Consider the following 20,937-nt stretch of genomic DNA (forward strand, 5'->3'; position numbering starts at 1 on the left):
GCATGGATCAGAAGGAATTGCGGGAATGGGAAGCCAAGTGCATCCAGGAGGAGCCGCCGGCGTGCCGGGCGGGTTGCCCCCTGAACGTCGACGCCAGAGCCTTCGTGCTGTCCATGGCGCGGGGCGACCTCGACGGGGCCCGGGCCGTTCTGGAAAAAAGCATGCCCTTGGCCGCCGTCACGGCCAGGCTGTGCGAGGCTCCCTGCGAAGTCTATTGCATCCGCAAGGACCTCGGCGGGGCCATCGCCGTGGGCGGGCTTGAGCGGCTGTGCATCCGCGAAACGAGCCCCAAGGGAAAAATCCCCCGTCTGCCGGCCAGACCCAGGAAGGTCGCCGTGATCGGCTCCGGGCCCAGCAGCCTTACCGTTGCCTTCGACCTGGCCAGAAAAGGCCACCCCATCAGCGTGTACCATCTGGGCGAAAAGCCCGGCGGATGGCTGCGCGGGCTGGACGAATCCGTTCTGCCCCAGGCCGTGCTCGACGCGGAGTTACAGCGCCTGGGCTCCCTGCACGTGACGTTCGTCTCCGTCCCGGCCCTTGACGCCGCCCTGATCGAGGCCCATCCGGCCGATGCGGTGTATGTGGGTCAGGATGATACAATAGCCCCCGATCTCCTGGCCCTGCTGACTCCGCCCGATCCCGAGACCATGGCCCTGGAGCGTCCGGGCTGGTTCACGGGCGGCATGGCCGGACGCGAGTTCCGCTTCATCAGCGCCGTGTCCCAAGGGCGCGAGGCAGCCGTTTCCATCGACAGATTCCTGCAGAATGCCTCTCTGACGTCGAGTCGCGTGCCCTTGCGGGACGGCCGCACGGATCTCTTCACCCAGACCTTCGGCATCGAACTCGTTGAGCGGGTCGTCCCCGCCGGCCAAGGCGGGTTCACCCGGGAGGAGGCCGTGAGGGAGGCCGGGCGCTGCCTCGACTGCCAGTGCCTGGAGTGCGTGAAACACTGCGTCTACCTCGCCGAGCACGGCGGTTACCCGAAGTCCTATGCGCGCCGCGTGTTCAACAATTCGGCCATCGTTCAGGGCATGCGCCAGGCCAACACGTTCATCAATTCCTGTTCCATGTGCGGACAGTGCGAGACCCTGTGCCCCAACGACTTCTCCATGGCCGACATGTGCCTGGACGCGAGGCGGGAGATGGTGGACCTGAACCGCATGCCGCCATCGGCCCACTGGTTCGCCCTGGAGGAGATGCGCTCGGCCAAGGATGCCCAGGCCGCCCTGATCCGGCACGCCCCGGGCGCCTCGGCCAGCGACGCCATCTTCTTTCCCGGCTGCCAGCTGGCCGGCATCAGGCCGGAGCAGACGCTTCGGCTTTACGACCGTCTGCTTGAGATCGAACCCAGGACCGGCATCTGGCTCGACTGCTGCGCGGCGCCGGCCCACTGGGCCGGCCGGCAGGAGGAGTTCGCGGCGATCCTGTCGGCGATGGAAAAGATGTGGAGCGGCATGGGGCGGCCCATGGTCGTGACCGCCTGTTCCACCTGCCTCAAGATGTTCCGGGAGCACCTGCCCGCCTTCGGGGCGGTTTCGGTCTGGACGCTCCTGTCCGAAAGCGGGGTGCAGGCTGTTTCGACGGGTCAGCCCCTGGCCCTGTCCGACCCCTGCACGTCCCGTCACGACGCGCAGACCCGCGACGCGGTGCGCTCCCTGCTGGCGCGGCTTGGCCAGCCCCTGGCGGAACTGCCGATGTCCGGCGAACTGACGGAGTGCTGCGGCTTCGGCGGACTCATGGACAACGCCAACCCGGCCCTGGCTCGCAAGGTGGCGCAGGCGCGGGTGGCCCAGTCCGAGGCCGATTTCCTGACCTACTGCGCCATGTGCCGCGAGCAGCTGGCCAGGACGGGCAAGCCCGTGCTGCACATCCTCGACCTGCTCTTCCCGGAAACGGCCCGGCCCACCCAGGAGCCGCCTGCGGGCATCTCGGCGCGACGGGTCAACCGGCGCAGGCTCAAGGACGAGCTCCTGGCCCGCCACGGCCTGGACCGCGGGCCGCGGGAACCTTGGGAAGAAGTGCGTCTCGTCGTCTCCGGCGAGGTCGCGGCCATGCTCGAGGAGCGGCGCATCCTAGAGGACGACGTGCGGCGGGTCCTGTTCGCGGCGTCCAAGGGCGGTCGCGTCCTGCGCCACGGCGGGGACGGGCGCCTCATCGCCGCGTCCCGGCTCGGGGAGGTGACCTTCTGGGTCGAGTACCGGGAAGGGGCGGACGGCTATGAGATCCTGAAGGCCTGGAGCCATCGTATGCGCATCGCGGGAGGGGATTTATGAGCCTCGTTTTCATGCCCGAGGACATGGACTGGGTCTGCGAGCCGTGCGGCGAGCGACTGCAGTCCGGTAAGGTGGAATTGGACTACCTCGGCAACGCCTTCCACGTGGAACTGCCGGTCTGTCCCAAATGCGGGGCCGTGTACATCTACGAGGAGCTGGCCCTGGGGCGGATTCACGAAGTGGAGCAGTTGCTTGAGGACAAGTGAGCTGTATGCGTCCGCACCTGTCAGGGTATCGTTGGGGCGGACCCTGCGGCCCGGCGGGGAGGCCTTGACGCGGCGCATGCTGCAACTGGCGCGGCCGGCTCCCGGGAGCAGGGCCCTCGATGCAGGGTGCGGCTGCGGGACGACCCTCGGGCTGTTGCTTCAGAGCGGGGCGCGGGCCTTCGGTTTGGACCTGAATGCCGTTTTCTTGCGGGAGGCCTCCGGGGACGGGCGCGCGGTGGCGCAGTCCGACCTGGCGCAGCTGCCGCTGGCCGACGGGAGCCTGGACCTGATCGTGTGCGAGTGCGCCTGGAACCTGACGGACAAGGAGCGCGTGCTGGCGGAGTTCTTCCGGGTTCTGCGGCCCGGCGGGGTGTTCGCGCTGGCGGACATCTACGCTCGGGGATACCGGGCCGGGGAGTGGCCCGTGCGTTGCTGCTTCGCGCAGGCCACGGACCTGCAGACCGTGCTGGAGCAGGTGGACGGGGCCGGTTTCGGGATCGACGTGGTCGAGGACCACACGGTCATGCTGAAGAAGACCGCGGCGGATTTCGTGTTCCGCCACGGTTCGCTGTTCGGCTTCTGGCAGGCCGTGACCGGCGATGACGGACTGGCGGAGATGGCCTGCGCGGCGTCGCGGGAGTCGAAGCCGGGGTTGTTTTTGCTGATGGCGCATGTTCCGCTGCAATGACTCGATGGAGCGAAGGCGGGAAGAGAGGACGGCCTGGGTGTCGCGGGGGGCGGCCGGGGCGGTGCGGGCTTTTCAGGCCGCGCCGGAACTCTTTCGCGGGCCTCGTAATGGTTCTCCGTCGCGTGCCGTGAACTCCGGCCTTCTCTTCGAGCGAGGGGCGACGGACAACCAAACGATGCCTGGCTCAGTCAGACAGCCGACGCGGCCTGAAAAGCCCGCACCGCCCCGGCCTTGGCGCGTTGGTGGCAAGTGAATTGTCTGCCGGCGTATTGAGTTGGCGATTTTGGCTGAGATGAGGCTGCCCGCCCTGTCCTGACGTCATTTCCGCGAAGGCGGGAATCCATGCCTTTGGGGGTTCAGGGACCATGAATCCCAGCCTGGACATGGATGCCGTCACGGACGGACTTCCTTCGGAGCATGTCCGCGCTTGCGAGTCCTGAGTGTTCCATTTCAACTTCATTCATAACGAAATTTTGAGGCCGACATGAACGAATACGATCTCGATATCCTGCGCCTGCACACGCAGGGCTTCTGTTGCGCGCAGATCATCGTGCAGATGGCCCTGGAGATGCAGGGTGTGGAGAACCCGGGGCTGGTGCGGGCCATGTCCGGGCTGTGCGTGGGGTTTTCGTCGCCCCAGGGCGCCTGCGGGGCCCTGACGGGTGCGGCCTGCCTCTTTGCCTCCTACGCAGGCAAGGGCACTGCGGCGGAGGAGGCCGACGACAGGCTGCCGCTCATGCTGGCGGAACTGGCCGAATGGTTCGAAGAGTATGCCACGGCGCGTTTCGGAGGCATCAGCTGTTCGGCCATCGTGCCAGACGGCAAGCCTGACGCATCCGTCTGCGGCGGGCTGGTTTCCGAGTGCTACGGCAAGGTCCTGACCATCCTTGTGGAGAATGGCATCGACCCGAGCGCGGCGCATGAGTAGGGTGGTCGGCACGGTCGGCAGCGTGTGCCCCGAGTGTCTGGGCCGGGTTGAAGGGCAGCTGGTGGAGGATGGCGGGTGCGTGCGGCTGGTCAAACGCTGCCCCGAGCACGGCGAGTTTTCGACCGTGGTCTGGCGCGGGGAGCCGGCGTTTTCAAGCTGGGCGCGGCCCAAGATCCCCTTCGGCGGCGGGCCGCGCGAGGCCGTGGGGCAGGGGTGCCCTTACGACTGCGGCCTGTGCGCCCGCCACAACCAGCGGACCTGTACGGCCCTGGTGGAGGTCACGTCGCGCTGCAACCTGGGCTGCCCCGTGTGCTTCGCCGACAGCGGCGGGGCGGGGCGGGACTTGGACCACGACACCCTGGCGCGAATGTTCGACCAGATCATGGCCCGCACGGGAGGCTGCAACCTGCAGCTCTCGGGCGGCGAGCCCACGGTGCGCGGGGATCTGCCGCAGATCGTGGCCATGGCCAAGCGGGCCGGCTTCGGCTTCGTGCAGCTCAACACCAACGGCCTGCGGCTGGCCGAAGCCCCCGGGCTGGCCGTCGAGCTGGCCGAGGCCGGGCTGTCGTCCATCTTTCTGCAGTTCGACGGGGTGCGCGACGAAGTCTTCCGTTCCCTGCGCGGCCGGGACCTGTTCGAGATCAAGGTTCGGGCGGTGGACAATGCATCGGCGGCGGGCCTGGGCATCGTCCTCGTGCCCACGGTGGCGCGCGGCGTGAACACGGACCAGCTCTGGGACATCGTGCGCTTCGGCCTGGACCGCCAGCCACATGTGCGCGGCGTCCATTTTCAGCCTATGAGCTATTTCGGGCGGTACCCCGAGAACTTCACCCCGGATCACGTCACACTGCCCGAGCTCATGACGGGCCTGGAGGCGCAGAGCGGGGGCATCGTCAAGGTTTCCGATTTCCTGCCGCCGGGCTGCGAGCATGCCCTGTGTTCCTTCTCGGGCAAGTACATGACGCGCGAGGACGGCAGCCTCACGCGCCTGGGCAGCGCCTCCTGCGACTGCACGCCCAAACCCGCCGAGGCCGGCGCCCTCAAGTCCATCGGCGTAACGGCCCGCCAATGGTCCTCCCCGGCCGCTCTTTCCCCGCATCCCCCATGCACGGGTCAAGGGGCCGAGCCCCTTGCGGGGCGCGGGGCGGCGCCCCGCATCTCTTCCACTTCCACTCCCACCCCCGACAACGACCTCGACCGCTTCCTGGCCAGGGCCCGGACCCACACGTTCACCATCTCGGCCATGGCCTTCCAGGACGCGTGGAGCCTCAACCTGGAGCGCCTGCAGGGCTGCTGCATCCACGTGGCGCAGCCTGACGGGCGCTTGGTGCCGTTCTGCGCCTTCAACCTGACGTCCCGCGACGGCCGCAGTCTGTACCGGGGGCGTGCGTGAGGGTCAGCACCGTCGACGGCCTCACGTCCCGCAGGCTGGGAATCTTCGGTCCCCTGGAGCGGGGTCGTCTGGAGGGGGCGCAGATGGCGGCGCTGCGCGCGACGGTCTTGCACGCGAAAGCGGGCAGTCCATGGTACCGTGAGCGGTTGGCGGGAGTGGCGGCGGAGACGCTGCGTTGTCCGGCCGACCTGGCGCGGTTGCCTTTCGTGACCGTGGCGGATGTGGCCGCCTTCGGCCGGCGCATGGTCTGCGTGCCCCAGGGCGAGGTGGCGCGCATCGTGACCCTGCAGACCTCGGGCAGCACCGGGACACCCAAGCGGCTGCACTTCACGCGGGACGACCTGGACGGGACTCTTGATTTCTTCCTGCACGGCATGTTGAACTTGGTGGGGCAGGAGGACCGGGTTCTGGCCTTGCTGCCCTTCAGCCAGCCCGACAGCACCGGGGACCTGCTCATCCGCGCCCTGTCCGGCGGCGGGGTGCACTGCGCCGGGCTTTGGCCGCCTGTGGACGCGGGCGAACTGGCGCAATTCATCGCGGCGGAGAGGTATTCGTGCCTCGTGGGCCTGCCCCAGCATCTTCTGGCCCTGTCGGATGCGCTGCCCTTTGGCGCGGTCCGGACCATGCTGCTGTGTTCGGATTACGCCCCGCCAGCCCTGCGCCGGCGCATCGAGGAGGCCTGCGGCTGCGAGACATTTCTGCACTACGGCGCCACGGAGACGGGCCTTGGCGGCGGCGTGGAGTGCGAAGTCCATGACGGCTGCCATCTGCGGGAGTCCGACCTTCTTTTCGAGATCGTGGACCCGGTAACGGGCGCGGTTTTGGGCGGGGGGGAGGAGGGCGAGGTGGTCGTGACCACGCTGGGCCGCCGGGCCATGCCGCTGCTGCGCTACCGCACGGGCGACCTGGCCCGCCTGGCCAAGGGGCGGTGCGCCTGCGGCGGCGTCACGGCGCGGTTGTGCGATGTGACCGGACGCGGGAATGCGTGCGTTCTCGGCGGGGGTTTCAGCTTGACCAGCCGGGAACTGGACGACAGGCTTTTCGACGTGGAGGGACTTTTGGACTATCGCGCCACGCTGGAGTCTTGCGCAGGTGCGGACCGCCTGGGCGTTGAATTCCGGGCCGGGGCGGGGCATGAGCATCTGGAGCGGGACCTGGGGCTGGCCCTGCGGCGCGTTCCCGGGGTGGCCGCGGCCCTGGAGCTTGGGAGTTTGAGCCTGGCCCCCATGCGCCGAGTCGAGGTCTTTTCGCCGTCCCACACCGTCAAGCGCACCATCAACGATCAACGCGGGAGCACGCTTTGAAGGATATACTCGAATCATTGCTGGAAACCCTGGCTCAGGGGCGGGATGCCGTCTTCTGCGGCATCGTCGAGAGCTCGGGCTCGGCCCCTCGCACGTCCGGAGCCAGGATGCTGGTCCTGCCGGACGGGAGCATCCGCGGTTCCGTGGGCGGCGGCCCCGTTGAGGGGGCCAGCCTGGTCCGGGCCAGGAAGATGTTTGACAGCGGCGAGTCGCACGTTTTGCTTCCCTTCGACCTGAATTCGCACACGGCCGCCCAGGCGGGCATGGTCTGTGGCGGGGCGGTCAAGGTGCTGCTGCAGCGCGTCACGCCCGAGCGTCGCGGCTTTTTCGAAAAGCTGAAGGACCTGCATGACGCGCGGCAACGGCCGGCCATGGTGACCGTCATGGGGCCCGAACGGGCGCCCGCCCTGGCCTTGTGGTCCGAGGCGACGGGCCTGGATGGCGCGGATCTGCCCGAAGGCATGGCTCTCGAGCTGGCCCGCAAGGCGGCGAAGACGCGCCAGAATTTCAGCCTCGAAGGCAATGGTCTGCGCGTCTTTGCGGAGCCTCTGGTCGCACCCACGGTGCTGCACCTCGTCGGCGCGGGGCACGTGGCTCTGGCCACGGCCAAGGTGGCGGCCTTCGCCGGGTTCGAAGTGGTGGTCATGGACGACCGGGCCGAGTTCGCCAGCGCGGAGCGCTACCCCGAGGCCCGCGAGGTGCGGGTGCTGGAAAATTTCAACCAATGCCTGAAGGATCTGGGTCCCGACGACTACGTGGTCATCGTCACCCGCGGCCACCTGCACGACCGCGATGTTTTGGCCCAGGCCCTGCGGACCGAGGCGGGGTACGTCGGCATGATCGGCAGCCGCAGCAAGCGCGACGCGGTCTACCGCTCCCTGCTCGAGAACGGCTGTACGCAGGCCGACATCGACCGCGTCTTCTGTCCCATCGGTCTGACCATCGGCGCCGACACGCCCGAGGAAATCGCCGTGAGCATTGTCGCCGAGATGATCGGGGTGCGTGCCGGGGTGCAGGGATGACGGTCGGGCGTTTCGGCGCCGTCATCCTGGCGGCCGGTTTCTCCTCGCGCATGGGCGGCTTCAAGCCCCTCATGGATCTCGGCGGGATGACGGTCCTGTCGCGCTGCGTGCATGTGTTCCGGGAGGCGGGCATAGAAAGCCCGCTGGTCGTGACCGGGCACCGCGCCGCGGAGGTCGAGGCCGAAGTGGTCCGGCTGGGCGTCACCTTTACGCGCAACGCCGGGTATGCGGACGGCATGTTCTCGTCGGTGCGGGCGGCGGCGTCAGCCTGTGCCGGCCTGCCCGGTCTGGACGCATTTTTCATTCTTCCGGCGGACATTCCGCTGGTGCGGCCGGCCACGGTCAACCTCATGCTCGACGCCTTCGACGGTCGCGTGGCCTACCCGGTCTTCGCGGGCGAGCGGGGTCACCCGCCGCTGATCCCCGCAGGCCTGATCCCGCGCATTCTGGGGCACGACGGCCGGGGCGGGTTGCAAGGGCTGCTGGCGGACGCGCCATCCCTCGACGTCCCGGTCTGGGACAGGGGCATCCTGCTGGACGCCGACACGCCCGACGATTTCGCCGTCCTGCAGCGGCGCGCCTCCCGCCTGCATGTCGGGGACCGCGACGAGGCTCTGGCCCTGGCCGGGCAGTCCATGCCCGAGCGTGGCCTGGCCCATGGCCTGGCCGTGGCCGCGGTGGCCCTGCGCATGGGGGAGGAGCTGAACCGCAAGGGCGCGGGGCTCGATCTGGATCTGGTCCACAACGCCGCCCTGCTGCACGATGTGGCCAAGGGCTGGCCTCACCACGAGGCCGCCGGCGGCGAGTTGCTTGCGCGTCTGGGTCTGGGCGGCCTGTCTCGGATCGTGGCCGCCCACCGCGACGTGCCGCCTCCGGCATCGGGCCTGCTCACGGAAAAGGAGGTCGTCTGCCTGGCGGACAAGCTGGTGCGTTGCGACCGGCGCATTTCCGTGGAGGACCGGTTCGGCGAGAAGCTGGCCCTGTACGCCTGCGACGAGAACGCCTGCGCCGCCATCCGCGGCCGCATGAACAACGCTCTGGCCCTGCGGGGCATGGTCGAGAAGGCCTGTGGCCGCGGCCTGGAGGACATTCTGGCCGGGGTGCTGCCGTGAGCGAGGTCTATCTCGTCCGCCACGGGGAGATCACGCAGTCCGCGCCGCGCCGCTTCGTGGGCCGGACGGACCTGCCGCTGACGGACGCGGGCCGTGAACAGATGGCGGCCGTGGCGCGGTTTCTGACCGGCAGAGGCGTGGTGCGCCTGGTATGCAGCCCCTTGGCGCGCTGCGTGGAGAGTGCGGGGATTGTCGGCGCTGTTCTGGGGCTTGTGCCCGAGACGGCTGCGGATCTGCGCGAAATCAGCCTGGGCTCCTGGGAGGGCCTGACCGTGGACGAAGTCCGCGAGCGCTTTCCCGGCCGCTACGAGGCCAGGGGCCGCAATCTGGCCGGCTTCCGCCCGCCGGGCGGCGAGAGCTTCGCCGACGTGCAGCGCAGGGCCTGGCCCGCCTTCGAGCTTGCCGCCACGGACCTGGACGAGCCTCTGGCCATCGTGGCCCACGGCGGCGTGAATCGCGTTCTCCTGTGCCGCATCCTGGGCATGCCCCTGGAAAATCTGTTCCGCCTGGAACAGCATTACGCCTGCGTCAACATCCTGCACGCCGGGGAGGGGGAATATCGCGTCGCGGCCATGAATCTGCTCACCCTGTAAGCAGGCCCCAAAAGTCGCAGGTCGCAAAAAAAAGCAGGCCGCCCGGACCATGTCCCGGCGGCCTGTTCGCGCTTCGCGGTGGAAGCGGTCTAGAAGCGGTACGCCACGCTCACTCCGAGCAGGTGGGCGTCGCCGTCCTCGAAATCGGCGGTTTCGGACGTGCCGCCGCTGACGTAGATCGTTGCGTCCTTGCGGTCGTTGATGAGCAGGTAGGTGTAGCCCAGGTCCACGCTCCAGGCTTGGTCGTGCCAGCCCAGGCCGGCGCAGAAGAGTTGGCGGTCGTTGGCCGGGACCATGTAGTCGGCCCGCTCGGTGCGGATAGGCGTCTCGTCGTAGACGTAGCCTGCGCGCAGGTCCCAGGCCGGGGTCAGGGCGTATTCGGCGCCGATGCCCAGGCGCCAGGTGTCCTGCCAGTCCTTGAGGGCGGCGCCGGTCGAGGACCCATTGATGCTGATGTCGAGTTCCTCGTACGAGGACCAGCCCGTGCGTGTGACGTCCACTTCGAGGCTCAGCCTGTCCATGGGGGTGATGCACATGCCCAGGGACCAGGAATCGGGCAGGGTGATCTCGCCGTCGGCGTCACCGTTCAGATGGTCGTCGTACGGGGCCGGGGCATCGCTGTCGGCCTCGCCGCGCGGGTGCACGTCGATGGCGCTGCGGTATATGAGTCCCAGCGACAGCCAGTCCGTGGGCGCGTACCAGGTGGACAGGTTGACGCCAACGCCCACGTCGTCGCCCTGGACCTTGAGGTCGTACGCGCCGTATACCTTCTTTTTCTGCGTGAATTCGAAATAGTTGGCCTCTGCGCCAACGCCAATGGACCACGTGTCCGTCAGACGCATGCCCAAGACCGGGGTCAGGGATACGCTCTTGATGCTCGCGAAGTAGACGCTGTCGTTTCCGGCCCAGTTCTCGTCGAACTCCGTGCCCAGGCCGAAACGGTTGAAGGCGCCGATCCCGAGCCAGTAGCGCTCACCCAGCTGCGTGACCGCGTAGGCGTGGGGCAGCATCCAGACGTTGGACTCCCCGTCGCAGCTCTCCTCGCCTTCGATGGACACGGTGGCCATGGGAGCCACCCCGACCAGGCCGGTCATGATCTGCGTGCCGTTCAGGCCCGTCATGGCCGCAGGGTTGGAGGCCACCGCGGACGCGTCGGGCCGCCGGGCCATGGTCGTTCCGCCCAGCGCGATGCCGCGCGCACTCCACTCATACACGGCGAATCCGGCCGCCAGAACCTGCTGTCCCGTCAGCAGCAGCGCCAACACGACAGCGGCAACAACTCTCCCCATTGTTCCTCCTCGTCTGCACAGGTTCATGCGCATCCCGCCGGACGCGCGACAACCTCGGGCCCATAAGGCGTTTTGCCTGTCATCTCAAGGAGAAGTGGTAAAGTAAGCGCTCAATTTTGTGCCATCGGGCCACGCATGCTCTCCCGGACATCCAGACCGTGCGGAGGATCTGGACATTGAGCGCACGCCGACAGATTCTTTGAATCGGCGCAAAGAAGGACGGAGGTCCCGGCCCGTCCTTCGGCACTGACCGGATGGGCCAATGCAGCCCGACCCGATGACATCCCGGTGGGAGAACGATTCTTGCTTGAGAAACTGATTGGCCCGCAATGCGGCAACATCTTCCTGCATACGGAGGCGACATGAGAATCGACGGCGCCGCGTCAATCGCCGAAATGTATTTCAACGCCCGGACCAAAACCCGCGACGCAGACACCGCACGCGCCGATCAGGGTGATACGGTCACCCTGTCGTCCGAAGCCAAGCGGCTGTTGGAGCACTTCCGCAACATGCGGTTCGAAGAGGACCAGAACGTGTCCGGCGGGCCCGATTCCGGGCAGGCTGGCGCCACCCCGCGAGATTTGGCCGTCTCCATGTCCGGGATCGGCGCCGGCGAGTCAGGCGGTTCAGGGACGGGCAGCCAGGTCGAGGACATCGAAAAGCGCATCAAGGACCTGATGGACAAGGTCAAGCACATCATGGACAGCGACCTGCCGCCCGAGCAGAAGCAGAGCGCGGCCGCTCCGTATCTGCAGCAGATCCAGGAACTGCAGCAGCAGTTGCAGGAACTGACGGCGGCAGGAAAAGGGTGATGCGGGGGACGGGTCGGGCCCGCCGCGCCATCCGGGGCAGTATCGGACATATTGTTTCACTTTTCGCGCGGATGGGGGCATGACGGCCGGCAGTCCGACTTGCCTTGTCCTGAATGTCGACGATGGCGTTGATTCTGTGCGATATTTGAGTCAAAATTCAAAATTGAGCGAGGAATGACGCAAATATCGGACAACTAGGCAGCGCCACCCTTGGCGATGCAGTGATGTCCGGCCTGACGGCTGGAGATATCCGCTTGACTGACGGCACGTGTAACCCGAGACAACCATGCTGATCCACTGGAACATCGATCCGGTCATCGTTTCCTTCGGCCCGTTCGCTCTGCGTTGGTACGGGTTGCTCTTCGCCGCGCCGTTTCTGGCCGGTCTGTCCTTCTTCAGGCGCGTTTTCCGCGAAGAGGGGATTGCCGAGGCCAACCTCGACCGCTTGCTGCTGTACGCGGTGCTCGGCACGGTCATCGGGGCGCGGCTGGCGCACTGCCTTTTTTACGATCCGCAGTACTATTTCGCCAACCCGCTGAAGATCGTCGCCATCTGGGAGGGCGGGCTGGCCAGTCACGGCGGCATCGCCGGGCTGGTCTGCGGGTTCTGGCTGGCGGGGCGGACGTTCTCGCCGCGCGTTTCCCTCCTGTGGCTTCTGGACCGGCTCGCCTTGCCCGGGGCTTTGGGGGCGGTCTGCATCCGGCTCGGGAATTTCATGAATTCGGAGATCGTCGGCAAGCCCACTTCGGGGTCGTGGGGCGTGGTCTTCGAACTCGTGGACCAAGTTCCCCGGCACCCTGCCCAACTCTACGAGGCGGCAGGGTATCTGGCGACCTTGGGGCTGCTCGTCCTTCTGTACGCGCGGCTTGGCAGGCGCACCCCCCTGGGCCTGCTGACCGGGTTGCTGTTGACGCTCGTCTTTGCGGTGCGCATCCTCGCGGAGTTCGCCAAGGAGCCGCAGGCCGCCTACGAGGCCGGGCAGGCCTTCAGCGTGGGCCAGTGGCTGAGCGTCCCGTTTCTCGCGCTGGGCGTCGGGCTGATCGCATACGCGTTGAAGCGTCCCGGAACCGGTTCCGACGGTCCGCGGGAGCGCAATGTCTGATTGTGGGCTCTGCCGGATCGTCCGTCTTCTCGTGCTGACGCTCCGTCTGTTCGGCGGCCTGAACGCGCAGGACGGCAACCGATGCGGGCGTGCACCTGCGGGGCGTCGCGCAAGGGTTGCATGGTCCCCCCGTGGGCTGAAATGGAAAAACGCCGTTCCGGTTGTCCGAAACGGCGTTTTCAGCGTTGTGGCGTGCTCGGCCTTGTGGGCCCGGGCCGGACGGAATTCAGTACCGCTTGAGTTCCTGCTTGGCGAGCACCCTGAACACGCCGTCGCCACCCGCCGGATGGACGAGGAGCGTGGAGCGGCCGTCCATGCAGATGGTCTTGAGCTGGTCGGAGATGGCGATGGGCGCGTCGTCTTGGACCGTCGCCCCGTCCGGCGTGCGGATGGCCTCCACCGATTCGAAGGCCAGAATCCTGTCCGCGGTCACGACCTCGCCGTCGCGGCCGAGGTGGAACCAGCCCCGGAAGCGGCCGTCGTTGCCCCACAGCCGCAGGCCGATGCCCGCCAGGGCGCCGATGACCCCTCCGCCCGTGCCGCCGTGCTCGGACAGGTGCACGCCGAGCTCGCGCGCCAGGGCGTAAGCCTCGGCTTTGGTCAGAACTTCGCGCTTGGCGCGTAGCCCGAAGGAGATGAGGGCTTCCCTGGTCCCGTTGAGGGGTTCGGACGCGACGCACAGCCCCGGGTCGGAGCCGGGCGCGCTGTGCCGCTGCAGGTAGGCGCTCAGGAATTCGACGTACTTTTCGCCCGGCACGTCCGTGTCGGCCGTGAAGACCATGGAGCTGTTGTGCGAGGTGTAGGGGATGTCCGGGTGCACGAAGAGCTGGTGCCTGGATATCTGGGAATACCGACCCCAGCCCATGGCCGTCATCTCGCGGCAGGCGTCCTCGACCAGCCAGCCGGTGCCCTTGCTTTCCAGATTGTCCGTGTCGTCCATGCAGATGATGAGCTTCATGACGCAGCTCCCGAGTCGTTGGGGTTGGTGGTGTGAAGAAGTCCGCGGGCTTCGAGCTTGGTCAGCAGGGCCGGCACGGGTAGGGCGCCCAGGGCTCCGAAGACCATGCCGCTTCCCGTCTTGATGGCCGTGCTGAGCATCAGGACCTGTAGGTCCATGCCGACCATCCATTCCGAGAACAGCGAGACAGGGGCCCTGGCCCCGGCCGCGAGGAATCCGGCGAAGGCGAAGGCCAGCAGGTTTTTGCGGCTTCGACGCAGGAACGGCACGCAGAAATCCACGACCAGGGCGGGCAGGACGTAACTGACCAGCCCCAGGGGCCCGAGCTTGCCGCTGCCCGTGAACATGCCCAGCAGCCCGGCCATGACCGCCGCCATGGTCGCGCCCCATGGCTTGCGGACGCACAGGGCCGCCAGCAGCAGGAAAAGGATCAGAAAGAACATGGAGTGTCCCGGCACCTTGAGATTGAGGCGCAGCAGGAGCTTTGTGGACAGGATCAGCAGGGAGCAGAAGCCCAGGAAGAGGGATTCCTGCAGGGTGAAGCCGAGCATGTGGTTACGCATGGGGCGCTCCGGGTTGAGATGAACGCTGCGGACCGGGCCAGACGGTGCGGCCGGGGTGCAGGCCGTACCAGCGGCAGTGAGCGGCCAGGGCGATGTCCCTGGCCAGGGCCAGGCTGGTCACGATGGCCGGCAGGCAGATGACCCGCACCAGCGTGGCCCAGTTGACGGGGTTCAGGAGTTCGCGGGGCAGGATGCGGGCCCCGCGCAGGACCTGGCTTTCGTAGGTCTGCACCGTCACGCCCCACAGGGTGGGGAAGAAGAAAACGCAGGTCGAGAGCACGAAGCCCATCCGGGCCGGCAGCACGCGGACCAGCAGACGGGCCATGTCGCCGTGGTGCGTGGTCCGCATCAGCAGCACGCCGGGCAGGACGAGGAGGACCAGGCGGTACGCGACGCGCGCCCCTTCCGGCAGGCTCTGCGGTCCGTAGCGAAGCAAATAGAGGGCCAGGACCAGCGCGACCTGCCAGACGAAGACCAGGACGAGGCGTTTCCAGGGGTGCTTGTGCGCCCTGGAAGCCAGAGCCAGGGCCGCCGTGCCCAGGGTCAGAGCCGTCAGGCTCCAGGGGCCGTGCCAGAGCATGGCGGCCAGGGACAGGCCGAGGGCCGCCGCCATACGGGCCACGAGTTGGGTCTGGCCGACTCGCGGTGTGTGTCGGGATGCGCCACTCAGCATGGGGTCAGCCCCGTGCGGTCGAGACGGTGGATGCTGTGCGCCCCGTGCGTTGCGGGCCTGCGGTGCAGGGCGCAGACGACGGATGATCCGCCGCGGCTGAGGGTGTGCAGGATGTCCCAGACCCGGGCCGCGCTGGCGGGGTCGAGGCCGACGAAGGGGTCGTCGAGGAGGAGCAGCTCCGGCTCCACGGCCAGGACCGAGGCCAGGGCGACGAGGTGCTGCTCCCCGTGGCTCAGGAGAAAGGGCGGGCGGTGCGCCAGCCCGGACAGGCCCAAGCCGTCCAGGATCTCGCCGGCCAGTTCGAGGCGGCGCGCCTCGGGCAGCTTCCTGTAGCCCAGGGGGAAGGAGACTTCCTCCAGGACCGTGTCGGCAGTCAGCTGCCGGGCGGGGTTCTGGACCAGCAGGCCGACCCGCCCGCGCAGCTTCGCCGGAGTCGGGGGCAGACCCAGGACTTCGGCCGTTCCCGATGACAGGGCCTGGAATCCCGTCAGGCACCGCAGGAGAGAGGTCTTCCCGGATCCGTTGTCACCGTGGATGATGGCGATTTCGCCTTTTCGCAGCATGAAATTCAGGTTGCCCCAGATGCGCCTGTCGCCCAGTTCCAGGGATGCGGACGAAAGGATCGCCATGAAGGGGTTTTCGGCGAGATGCGGCGGGCTCGAAAGCGGGACAGGGGCCGGGCGGACGGTGTCGCGCAGGGCGGCGTCGGCGATGCCGAGAGTGCGCTGGATGACCGTGAGCGCGGTGGGGTCGTGCTCGCACAGCACGACGCTGCCTCCCGCGGCCAGAAAATGTCCGAGAAAGGCATCGAGGGCTTCGATGCCGGACTGATCGAGCTGGGCGCAGGGTTCGTCGAGGAGCAGGACGGCCGGGTCCATGACCAGCATTGAGGCCAGGAGAATCTTGTACTTCTGGCCGATGGACAGCGTGCCGACGGGCCGGTCCAGGGGCGTTTCGGCGGGGTCGAGTCCGACGCGGGACATGGCCTGCAGCATGCGGCCGGTCATCTCGTCCGCTGGCACGAGCAGGTTCTCCAGGCCGAAGGCCAGTTCGGAGCCGACGTCCGGACAGAGGAGCTGCGTGTCGGGGTTCTGCAGGATGAGCCCGATGCGGCCGGGCAGGGCTTCGGACACGGGTTGGCCGTCGAGCAGGACCTTGCCGCCGGGACCGGGGGGATGCAGCCCGGCCATGGTCCGCAGCAGCGTCGATTTGCCGCTGCCGGTGGGGCCGGTGATGCAGAGGCATTCCCCGGGGCCGACCTCGAGGTCGACCCCGGAGTAGAGCGGGCCGGCGATGCCGGCCGCGCTGACGTTTTGCAACGTGAGGTTCATCAGAAGAAGTAGTCGATGCCGCAGTACAGCGTCCGGCCGGGCCGGGGGAAGCCGTAGCTTTCCTCGTAATCCTCGTCGAAGAGGTTGTTGACGCCGGCGTAGACGCTCAGGGCCTTTTCCAGAAAGGCATGGCTCAGCTTGAGATCGACCAAGGTGAAGTCGTCCATGCGCTTCTTCAGGGTGGCGTCATCGTTGTACGTGTACTGGTTGGCCACGTACTGGAGTCCTGCGTACAGAGTCGTGCCGAAGGGGCAGATGTATTTACCTTCCAGCGAAACAGTGTCACGGGGACGGTACTGCAATTCATCGCGTTCGGAGCCGTCAGATTTATCCTCGGAGTCCAGATAGTTGTATGCTGTCTTGATCCAAAGCGAGTCGAAGAACGTGTTTTCCAGTCCAACTTCAAACCCGTGAAATAGATATTCTTCAAAATTCGTGTAGGTTTCCTTTTTTGGATCAAGAATGGTCGGAGTCGCAACCTTTTCAATCATGTCCTGAGCTTCAATCCGGTAGATCGATCCGCTGAAAACCGTCTTGAACGGTAGTTCCTGGGTCAGGCCGATTTCGAAATGCTTCGCAACTTCGGGCTCTAAATCCGGGTTGCCGGATGCGGAGTCGAAAAGGTTCCGCACTGAGGCGAAGCGCACCTTGCGGGCGTGGTTGGCGGAGAGGGTGGTGCCTTCGAAGGGGCGGTAGCTCGCACCGAGGAGATAGGTCCAGTCCGTGGCCGTCTCCGATTCGGGGCCGGTCTGGGCGACGTGGCTGCCACCGGCGACCAGAGTCACCTGATCGATGGGAGTGATGGTGTATTCCAGTCCGGCCGAGTATTCCTGCAGATCCTGGTTCACACCGATGTCGGTCTTCTTGCCTTTAGTGTTCGTGGAGAACCCAGATTCGTCCCAGCTTTGATTTTCGCCGTTGACGGCGGTCGTAAGGACGCCGAGTACATCGAAGTCGTAGCTGGCGCGGAGGGATGCGCCAGCTACGCTGCTTGTGGAACGACTTTTGCCGTTGATAGCGTCGTATGTGTCGTCTTTGAAGGTTTTGGTCAGTTCGTTACGCTGGTTCGCGTATACGGCCGTGTCGAGAGACAGGGGGAAATCGAACTCGTGGCGCAGGTTGAACTGGGTGCCCACCTCGCTGTAGTCCTCCAGGCGTTCGTACTTGGCCGTCTTTCCGAAGGGGTCCTTGCTGTCGGTGATGACGGACGGCGGCTTGCCATAGCTGCCGCCGGTGTAAGAGAAGACTGCGCCGAGCTTGGTGCTGTCGCTGATGTTGTACCCGCCGTTGAAAAAGGCGCTGTCGCGGTCACGGTCGCTGTTTTCACGATTGTCGGAGTCTTGCGCCGCATTCCGGTCGAAGTCGTCGGAAATCGGATATGCTTTGGAATTGAGGCTGCTCACGCTGCCGAAGAAAAATCCCTTTTCGCTTCCGCCGGACAGGGAAGCCTTGCCAAGGTAGGAATCGACCTCCCCGGCCCGTACGCCCACGGAACCGTGCATGCCCTGTTCGCCGCCCTTGGTGATGATATTGATGACGGCGGCGGTTCCGCCGGCCCCGTAGAGCACGGAACTGGCGCCTTTGGTCAGCACGATGCGGGCGATGTTCTCGGCCGGGATGGAGGCCGGGTCGAACTGTCCGTCGTAGGTGGACTGAAAGGGTGTGCCGTTGATGAGCAGCTTGATGTGGCGCGTGCGGAAGCCACGGACGTCGATGCGCGGGGTGCCGTCGGCCGCGGTGCGGATGTACACGCCCGGCAGCATCTCGATGGCTTCGTTGAGAGTGGTTGCGCCGCGCATCTCGATGTCTTCTGCCGTGACCTCGGCGACGTTGGTTACGTCTTCGACGCCGGGCTTGTCGGATTTGACAACGATTTCACCCAGGACATATTCGGCCTCCTGGGCGGATGCCGGATGTGCCAGGACCAAGGCGAGGAGAAGCATGAAGGCCTGCTGGAATCGGGTCATGGGAATCCTCATGTGTAGGAAGTTGAAGATAGGGTCCTTTGCCGGAAGATTGTATTATGTCTGCGTAGGTATATTTATGAAAAATTTTAGTCAATACGGACACATGTGTCTTTTATGGCATAATAGATGGCGCGCGTTCACGATCAGCTGCATCCTGGATGTGGACGCGTCAAAAGATATCCCGGTGAGAGCGGATGTGCACGACATCCGGCTTTTGTTGGCAAGGAAAAATTTATGAACGCACAAGAAACCCGCACCCTCGGCCGCGCCCTGTGGCGATTGGTGCGTTTCGCCCGACCCCATGCGCGGCGCATCCTGCTGGGGCTCGCGGCCAATGCGGGGGCGCGGTTTTTCGATCTGCTGCCCATGATCGTGGTCGGGCGGGTGGTGGACACGGTGTCCGTGGCCCTGCGGGACGGGCAGGCCCTGGCCGGGACTGATTTTCTCTGGGCCGGGCTGCTGGTGCTCGGCACCTTCGCGGGGCTGGCCGTGTTCCAGAGCGTCAGCGACTACACCCTGGACAGCGCGGCGCAGATGATCCGGCACGACCTGCGCGTGGAACTCTACACCCACGTGCAGCGCCTCGACGTGTCGTACTTCGAGTCCCGCCAGACGGGCGACATCATGGCCGTGCTGGCCGGGGACGTGGACAACCTGGAGCGCTTCTTCTCGGACACGTCCACGAGCATCGTGCGCCTGTTCATCACCTTCACCGGCATCTACGGCATCCTTTTCTGGCTGGACTGGCACCTGGCGCTGCTCCTTTTGGCGCCCATGCCCATCGCCGTCTGGGCCGTGCGCTTCTTCGCCACCCGCGTCTCGCCCCAGTACCGCACGGCGCGCAAGGCCGTGGGCGAGATCAACTCCATCCTTGAGAACAACCTGCAGGGCATGCACGTCATCCAGGCCTACTCGGCCCAGGACCACCAGACGGGCCGTATCCGCCAGCGCTCCGAGGAGTACCGCGACGCGGCCGTGCGCGCCGCCCTGGAGCGCTCGCGCTTCGTGCCCCTGCTCTACGGCGTGGCCGGCATGGGCTACGCCCTGCTCATCGGGATGGGCGGCTGGATGACCTTCTCTGGCATCGGCCCAAGCGTCGGCGACTTCACGACCTTCGTGCTCCTGGCCATGCGCCTCATCCTGCCGCTCTTCGTCTTCGGCATGCTCATCAACCAGATCCAGCAGTCCGAGGCCTCGGCCCAGCGCATCACCGAGATCTTCGACACGGCGCCCACGGTCCGTGACGAGGCCTCCGCCGCTCCCCTGCAGGGCGCGCTTGAACGCGTCGAGGTCCGAAACATGTGTTTCGCCTATCCCGGCCGCGACAAGGTCCTGTGCGGCATCGACCTTACCCTGGAGCGGGGCAGGGTCCTCGGCGTGGTCGGGCCCACAGGCGCGGGCAAGAGCTCCCTGGCCAAGCTGATGCTGCGCTACTACGACCCCATGGGCGGCGAGATTCTGGTCAACGGCCGGCCGCTGGCCTCGGTGCCCCTCGACAGCTGGCGGGGCCGCATCGGTTACGTGTCCCAGGAGGCCTACCTCTTCCACGGCACAGTGGGCGAGAACATCCGCCTGGGTTCGCCCAGTGCCGTGGATGACGACGTCCGCCGAGCGGCGCGCCTGGCCGGGGCCGCGGAGTTCATCGATGCCTTGCCCGACGGGTACGACACCCTGGTCGGGGACCGCGGCATGAAGCTCTCGGGCGGCCAGCGCCAACGCATCTCCCTGGCCCGGGCCATCCTGCGTGACCCCGAGTTCCTGATCCTCGACGAGGCCACCGCCAGCGTGGACACGCGCACCGAGGAGATCATCCAGAACAATCTGAAGGAGCTGCGCGGCGACCGAATCACCCTGGCCATCGCCCATCGCCTGTCCACGGTGCGGCAGTGCGACGAGATCGTGGTCATCGTCGACGGCGTCATTGTGGAGCGCGGGACCCATGCCGAACTGGTCGGTGCCGGCGGCGTCTACGCGGGGCTGTGGCAGGTGCAGAGCGGAGAATAGGGGGGGCAGGCGCGGATATTGCATTCCACTTGAAAAGCCAGGTGACGGTACGCAGCCGCCGTGACGGTTTCGGCATATGCTGCGTGTATCTTTTCTCAAGGAAAAGAACCTATTGGCCTGGGCGAACATGCCCGGCCGTTTGGCAGTCAGCATGGCGGAGTGGGATGTTTGTCCGGAAAAGGTGGATTTTTATCCGCCGGCAGGCGTGCCTGCAAGGAGTCGTTATGAAGTTCGTGTCTGGAATGTCGTTTGTTCGCCGGTACCGGTTCGCGTTCGCGCTGTTCGTCGTCTCTTCCCTGCTGAGCTGCGGGGCGGCCTTTGCCGACAAGGTGTTTGTCGAGTACGATGTCGTCATTATCGGGAAAAATTTCGTGATCTCGACGCCCTACGATGACGGCGTCGTGCTCGAAAGCAAGAAGGGCGCATTCGCGCCCACGAAATTCTTCGGCGCGGAAGGTACCGCGGCCATGCTCTTTCTCTACAACAGGATCACCCGCGACATGGGGGTGGATCTGGTCATGCATACCTACAAGGGCAGGATCGACCGCAGGGCGGCCGAAGAGAAGGTCGATGCCGTGCTGCGTTTCTACCGTGACAACGAGCTGATTTTCAAAAGCAGATTCGTGGAGCAGCCCGCGACGAAGATCGGCATCTGCCGGTTCAGGGTCTGAACGGCCCTCTCCGGGCTGCTCAAGCCTGTTGACCTGAAAGGCGCGCAG

At 66.3% G+C, this 20,937-nt stretch carries 19 protein-coding genes; 13 read left to right on the forward strand and 6 right to left on the reverse strand.

Annotated elements, in window-relative coordinates; genetic code table 11:
- The first annotated feature begins 2 nt into the window (after positions 1-2).
- From G394_RS0101215 to G394_RS0101255, 9 genes are all read left to right on the forward strand, one after another.
- A complete protein-coding gene (locus G394_RS0101215; protein WP_028576087.1) occupies positions 3-2,273 on the forward strand; it encodes a pyridine nucleotide-disulfide oxidoreductase/dicluster-binding protein in 2,271 nt (756 codons plus the stop codon).
- Positions 2,270-2,479 carry a DVU_1557 family redox protein gene (locus G394_RS0101220; RefSeq protein WP_028576088.1) on the forward strand — a complete coding sequence of 70 codons (210 nt, stop codon included), beginning with the start codon at positions 2,270-2,272 and terminating at the stop codon, positions 2,477-2,479. The genes G394_RS0101215 and G394_RS0101220 overlap by 4 nt, the downstream gene beginning before the upstream one ends.
- A gap of 31 nt (positions 2,480-2,510) precedes the next feature.
- A complete protein-coding gene (gene trsM, locus G394_RS19890) occupies positions 2,511-3,167 on the forward strand; it encodes a DVU_1556 family methyltransferase (protein ID WP_342663395.1) in 657 nt (218 codons plus the stop codon).
- A gap of 484 nt (positions 3,168-3,651) precedes the next feature.
- Positions 3,652-4,095 carry a DVU_1555 family C-GCAxxG-C-C protein gene (locus G394_RS0101230; RefSeq protein ID WP_028576089.1) on the forward strand — a complete coding sequence of 148 codons (444 nt, stop codon included), beginning with the start codon at positions 3,652-3,654 and terminating at the stop codon, positions 4,093-4,095.
- Positions 4,088-5,488 (forward strand): radical SAM (seleno)protein TrsS, encoded by a 1,401-nt coding sequence (gene trsS, locus G394_RS0101235; protein ID WP_028576090.1) that lies wholly within the window; start codon positions 4,088-4,090, stop codon positions 5,486-5,488. The genes G394_RS0101230 and trsS overlap by 8 nt, the downstream gene beginning before the upstream one ends.
- Entirely contained in the window at positions 5,485-6,792 is a 1,308-nt protein-coding gene (locus G394_RS17475) for a DVU_1553 family AMP-dependent CoA ligase (RefSeq protein ID WP_051306862.1), read from the forward strand. Before trsS ends, G394_RS17475 begins: the two co-directional genes overlap by 4 nt.
- Entirely contained in the window at positions 6,789-7,814 is a 1,026-nt protein-coding gene (locus tag G394_RS0101245; protein ID WP_028576091.1) for an XdhC family aldehyde oxidoreductase maturation factor, read from the forward strand. The genes G394_RS17475 and G394_RS0101245 overlap by 4 nt, the downstream gene beginning before the upstream one ends.
- Complete coding sequence (locus G394_RS0101250; RefSeq protein WP_028576092.1) at positions 7,811-8,926, forward strand: DVU_1551 family NTP transferase; 1,116 nt, start codon at positions 7,811-7,813, stop codon at positions 8,924-8,926. The genes G394_RS0101245 and G394_RS0101250 overlap by 4 nt, the downstream gene beginning before the upstream one ends.
- Positions 8,923-9,519 (forward strand): histidine phosphatase family protein, encoded by a 597-nt coding sequence (locus G394_RS0101255; protein ID WP_028576093.1) that lies wholly within the window; start codon positions 8,923-8,925, stop codon positions 9,517-9,519. The genes G394_RS0101250 and G394_RS0101255 overlap by 4 nt, the downstream gene beginning before the upstream one ends.
- A gap of 89 nt (positions 9,520-9,608) precedes the next feature.
- Here the strand turns inward: G394_RS0101255 and G394_RS0101260 are convergent, their stop codons facing one another.
- Entirely contained in the window at positions 9,609-10,808 is a 1,200-nt protein-coding gene (locus G394_RS0101260; RefSeq protein ID WP_028576094.1) for an OmpP1/FadL family transporter, read from the reverse strand.
- Between the two features lie 362 nt (positions 10,809-11,170).
- On the opposite strand from G394_RS0101260, the gene G394_RS17480 reads away from it, so the two are divergent.
- Both G394_RS17480 and lgt read left to right on the forward strand, forming a co-directional pair.
- Positions 11,171-11,620 (forward strand): FlxA-like family protein, encoded by a 450-nt coding sequence (locus G394_RS17480; RefSeq protein ID WP_051306865.1) that lies wholly within the window; start codon positions 11,171-11,173, stop codon positions 11,618-11,620.
- A gap of 286 nt (positions 11,621-11,906) precedes the next feature.
- Entirely contained in the window at positions 11,907-12,722 is an 816-nt protein-coding gene (gene lgt, locus G394_RS0101270) for a prolipoprotein diacylglyceryl transferase (RefSeq protein ID WP_028576095.1), read from the forward strand.
- A gap of 226 nt (positions 12,723-12,948) precedes the next feature.
- Here the strand turns inward: lgt and G394_RS0101275 are convergent, their stop codons facing one another.
- The 5 genes from G394_RS0101275 to G394_RS0101295 are packed head-to-tail and all read right to left on the reverse strand — an operon-like array spanning position 12,949 to position 18,214.
- A complete protein-coding gene (locus G394_RS0101275; RefSeq protein ID WP_028576096.1) occupies positions 12,949-13,680 on the reverse strand; it encodes a hypothetical protein in 732 nt (243 codons plus the stop codon).
- Entirely contained in the window at positions 13,677-14,243 is a 567-nt protein-coding gene (locus tag G394_RS0101280; RefSeq protein ID WP_051306866.1) for an ECF transporter S component, read from the reverse strand. Before G394_RS0101280 ends, G394_RS0101275 begins: the two co-directional genes overlap by 4 nt.
- Positions 14,236-14,856, reverse strand: coding sequence for an energy-coupling factor transporter transmembrane component T family protein (locus tag G394_RS0101285; protein WP_028576098.1), 621 nt, complete (start codon positions 14,854-14,856; stop codon positions 14,236-14,238). The genes G394_RS0101280 and G394_RS0101285 overlap by 8 nt, the downstream gene beginning before the upstream one ends.
- Positions 14,857-14,909: 53 nt before the next feature.
- A complete protein-coding gene (locus G394_RS17485) occupies positions 14,910-16,247 on the reverse strand; it encodes an ABC transporter ATP-binding protein (RefSeq protein ID WP_051306867.1) in 1,338 nt (445 codons plus the stop codon).
- Positions 16,247-18,214, reverse strand: a complete 1,968-nt coding sequence (locus G394_RS0101295; RefSeq protein WP_028576099.1) for a TonB-dependent receptor plug domain-containing protein — start codon at positions 18,212-18,214, stop codon at positions 16,247-16,249. Before G394_RS0101295 ends, G394_RS17485 begins: the two co-directional genes overlap by 1 nt.
- 234 nt (positions 18,215-18,448) lie before the next feature.
- Between G394_RS0101295 and G394_RS0101305 the strand changes: the two genes are divergently transcribed.
- Together G394_RS0101305 and G394_RS0101310 are read left to right on the forward strand one after the other, a co-directional pair.
- On the forward strand, positions 18,449-20,218 hold the full coding sequence (locus tag G394_RS0101305) for an ABC transporter ATP-binding protein (RefSeq protein WP_028576101.1): 1,770 nt from the start codon (positions 18,449-18,451) through the stop codon (positions 20,216-20,218).
- 224 nt (positions 20,219-20,442) lie between these two features.
- Positions 20,443-20,889: a hypothetical protein gene (locus G394_RS0101310; protein WP_028576102.1), complete on the forward strand. Its 447-nt coding sequence runs from the start codon at positions 20,443-20,445 to the stop codon at positions 20,887-20,889.
- Positions 20,890-20,937 lie beyond the last annotated feature (48 nt).

The sequence above is a fragment of the Desulfomicrobium escambiense DSM 10707 genome (assembly GCF_000428825.1).
Taxonomy (GTDB): Bacteria; Desulfobacterota; Desulfovibrionia; order Desulfovibrionales; family Desulfomicrobiaceae; genus Desulfomicrobium; species Desulfomicrobium escambiense.

Coding starts and splice junctions, on each gene's coding strand:
- G394_RS0101310 (WP_028576102.1), top strand. CDS start 20,443: ATGAAGTTCGTGTCTGGAATGTCGTTTGTTCGCCGGTACCGGTTCGCG.
- G394_RS0101295 (WP_028576099.1), bottom strand. CDS start 18,214: ATGACCCGATTCCAGCAGGCCTTCATGCTTCTCCTCGCCTTGGTCCTG.
- trsS (WP_028576090.1), top strand. CDS start 4,088: ATGAGTAGGGTGGTCGGCACGGTCGGCAGCGTGTGCCCCGAGTGTCTG.
- G394_RS0101230 (WP_028576089.1), top strand. CDS start 3,652: ATGAACGAATACGATCTCGATATCCTGCGCCTGCACACGCAGGGCTTC.
- G394_RS17480 (WP_051306865.1), top strand. CDS start 11,171: ATGAGAATCGACGGCGCCGCGTCAATCGCCGAAATGTATTTCAACGCC.
- G394_RS17485 (WP_051306867.1), bottom strand. CDS start 16,247: ATGAACCTCACGTTGCAAAACGTCAGCGCGGCCGGCATCGCCGGCCCG.
- G394_RS0101305 (WP_028576101.1), top strand. CDS start 18,449: ATGAACGCACAAGAAACCCGCACCCTCGGCCGCGCCCTGTGGCGATTG.
- lgt (WP_028576095.1), top strand. CDS start 11,907: ATGCTGATCCACTGGAACATCGATCCGGTCATCGTTTCCTTCGGCCCG.
- G394_RS0101215 (WP_028576087.1), top strand. CDS start 3: ATGGATCAGAAGGAATTGCGGGAATGGGAAGCCAAGTGCATCCAGGAG.
- G394_RS0101260 (WP_028576094.1), bottom strand. CDS start 10,808: ATGGGGAGAGTTGTTGCCGCTGTCGTGTTGGCGCTGCTGCTGACGGGA.
- G394_RS0101275 (WP_028576096.1), bottom strand. CDS start 13,680: ATGAAGCTCATCATCTGCATGGACGACACGGACAATCTGGAAAGCAAG.
- G394_RS0101280 (WP_051306866.1), bottom strand. CDS start 14,243: ATGCGTAACCACATGCTCGGCTTCACCCTGCAGGAATCCCTCTTCCTG.
- G394_RS0101220 (WP_028576088.1), top strand. CDS start 2,270: ATGAGCCTCGTTTTCATGCCCGAGGACATGGACTGGGTCTGCGAGCCG.
- G394_RS0101285 (WP_028576098.1), bottom strand. CDS start 14,856: ATGGCGGCGGCCCTCGGCCTGTCCCTGGCCGCCATGCTCTGGCACGGC.
- G394_RS0101250 (WP_028576092.1), top strand. CDS start 7,811: ATGACGGTCGGGCGTTTCGGCGCCGTCATCCTGGCGGCCGGTTTCTCC.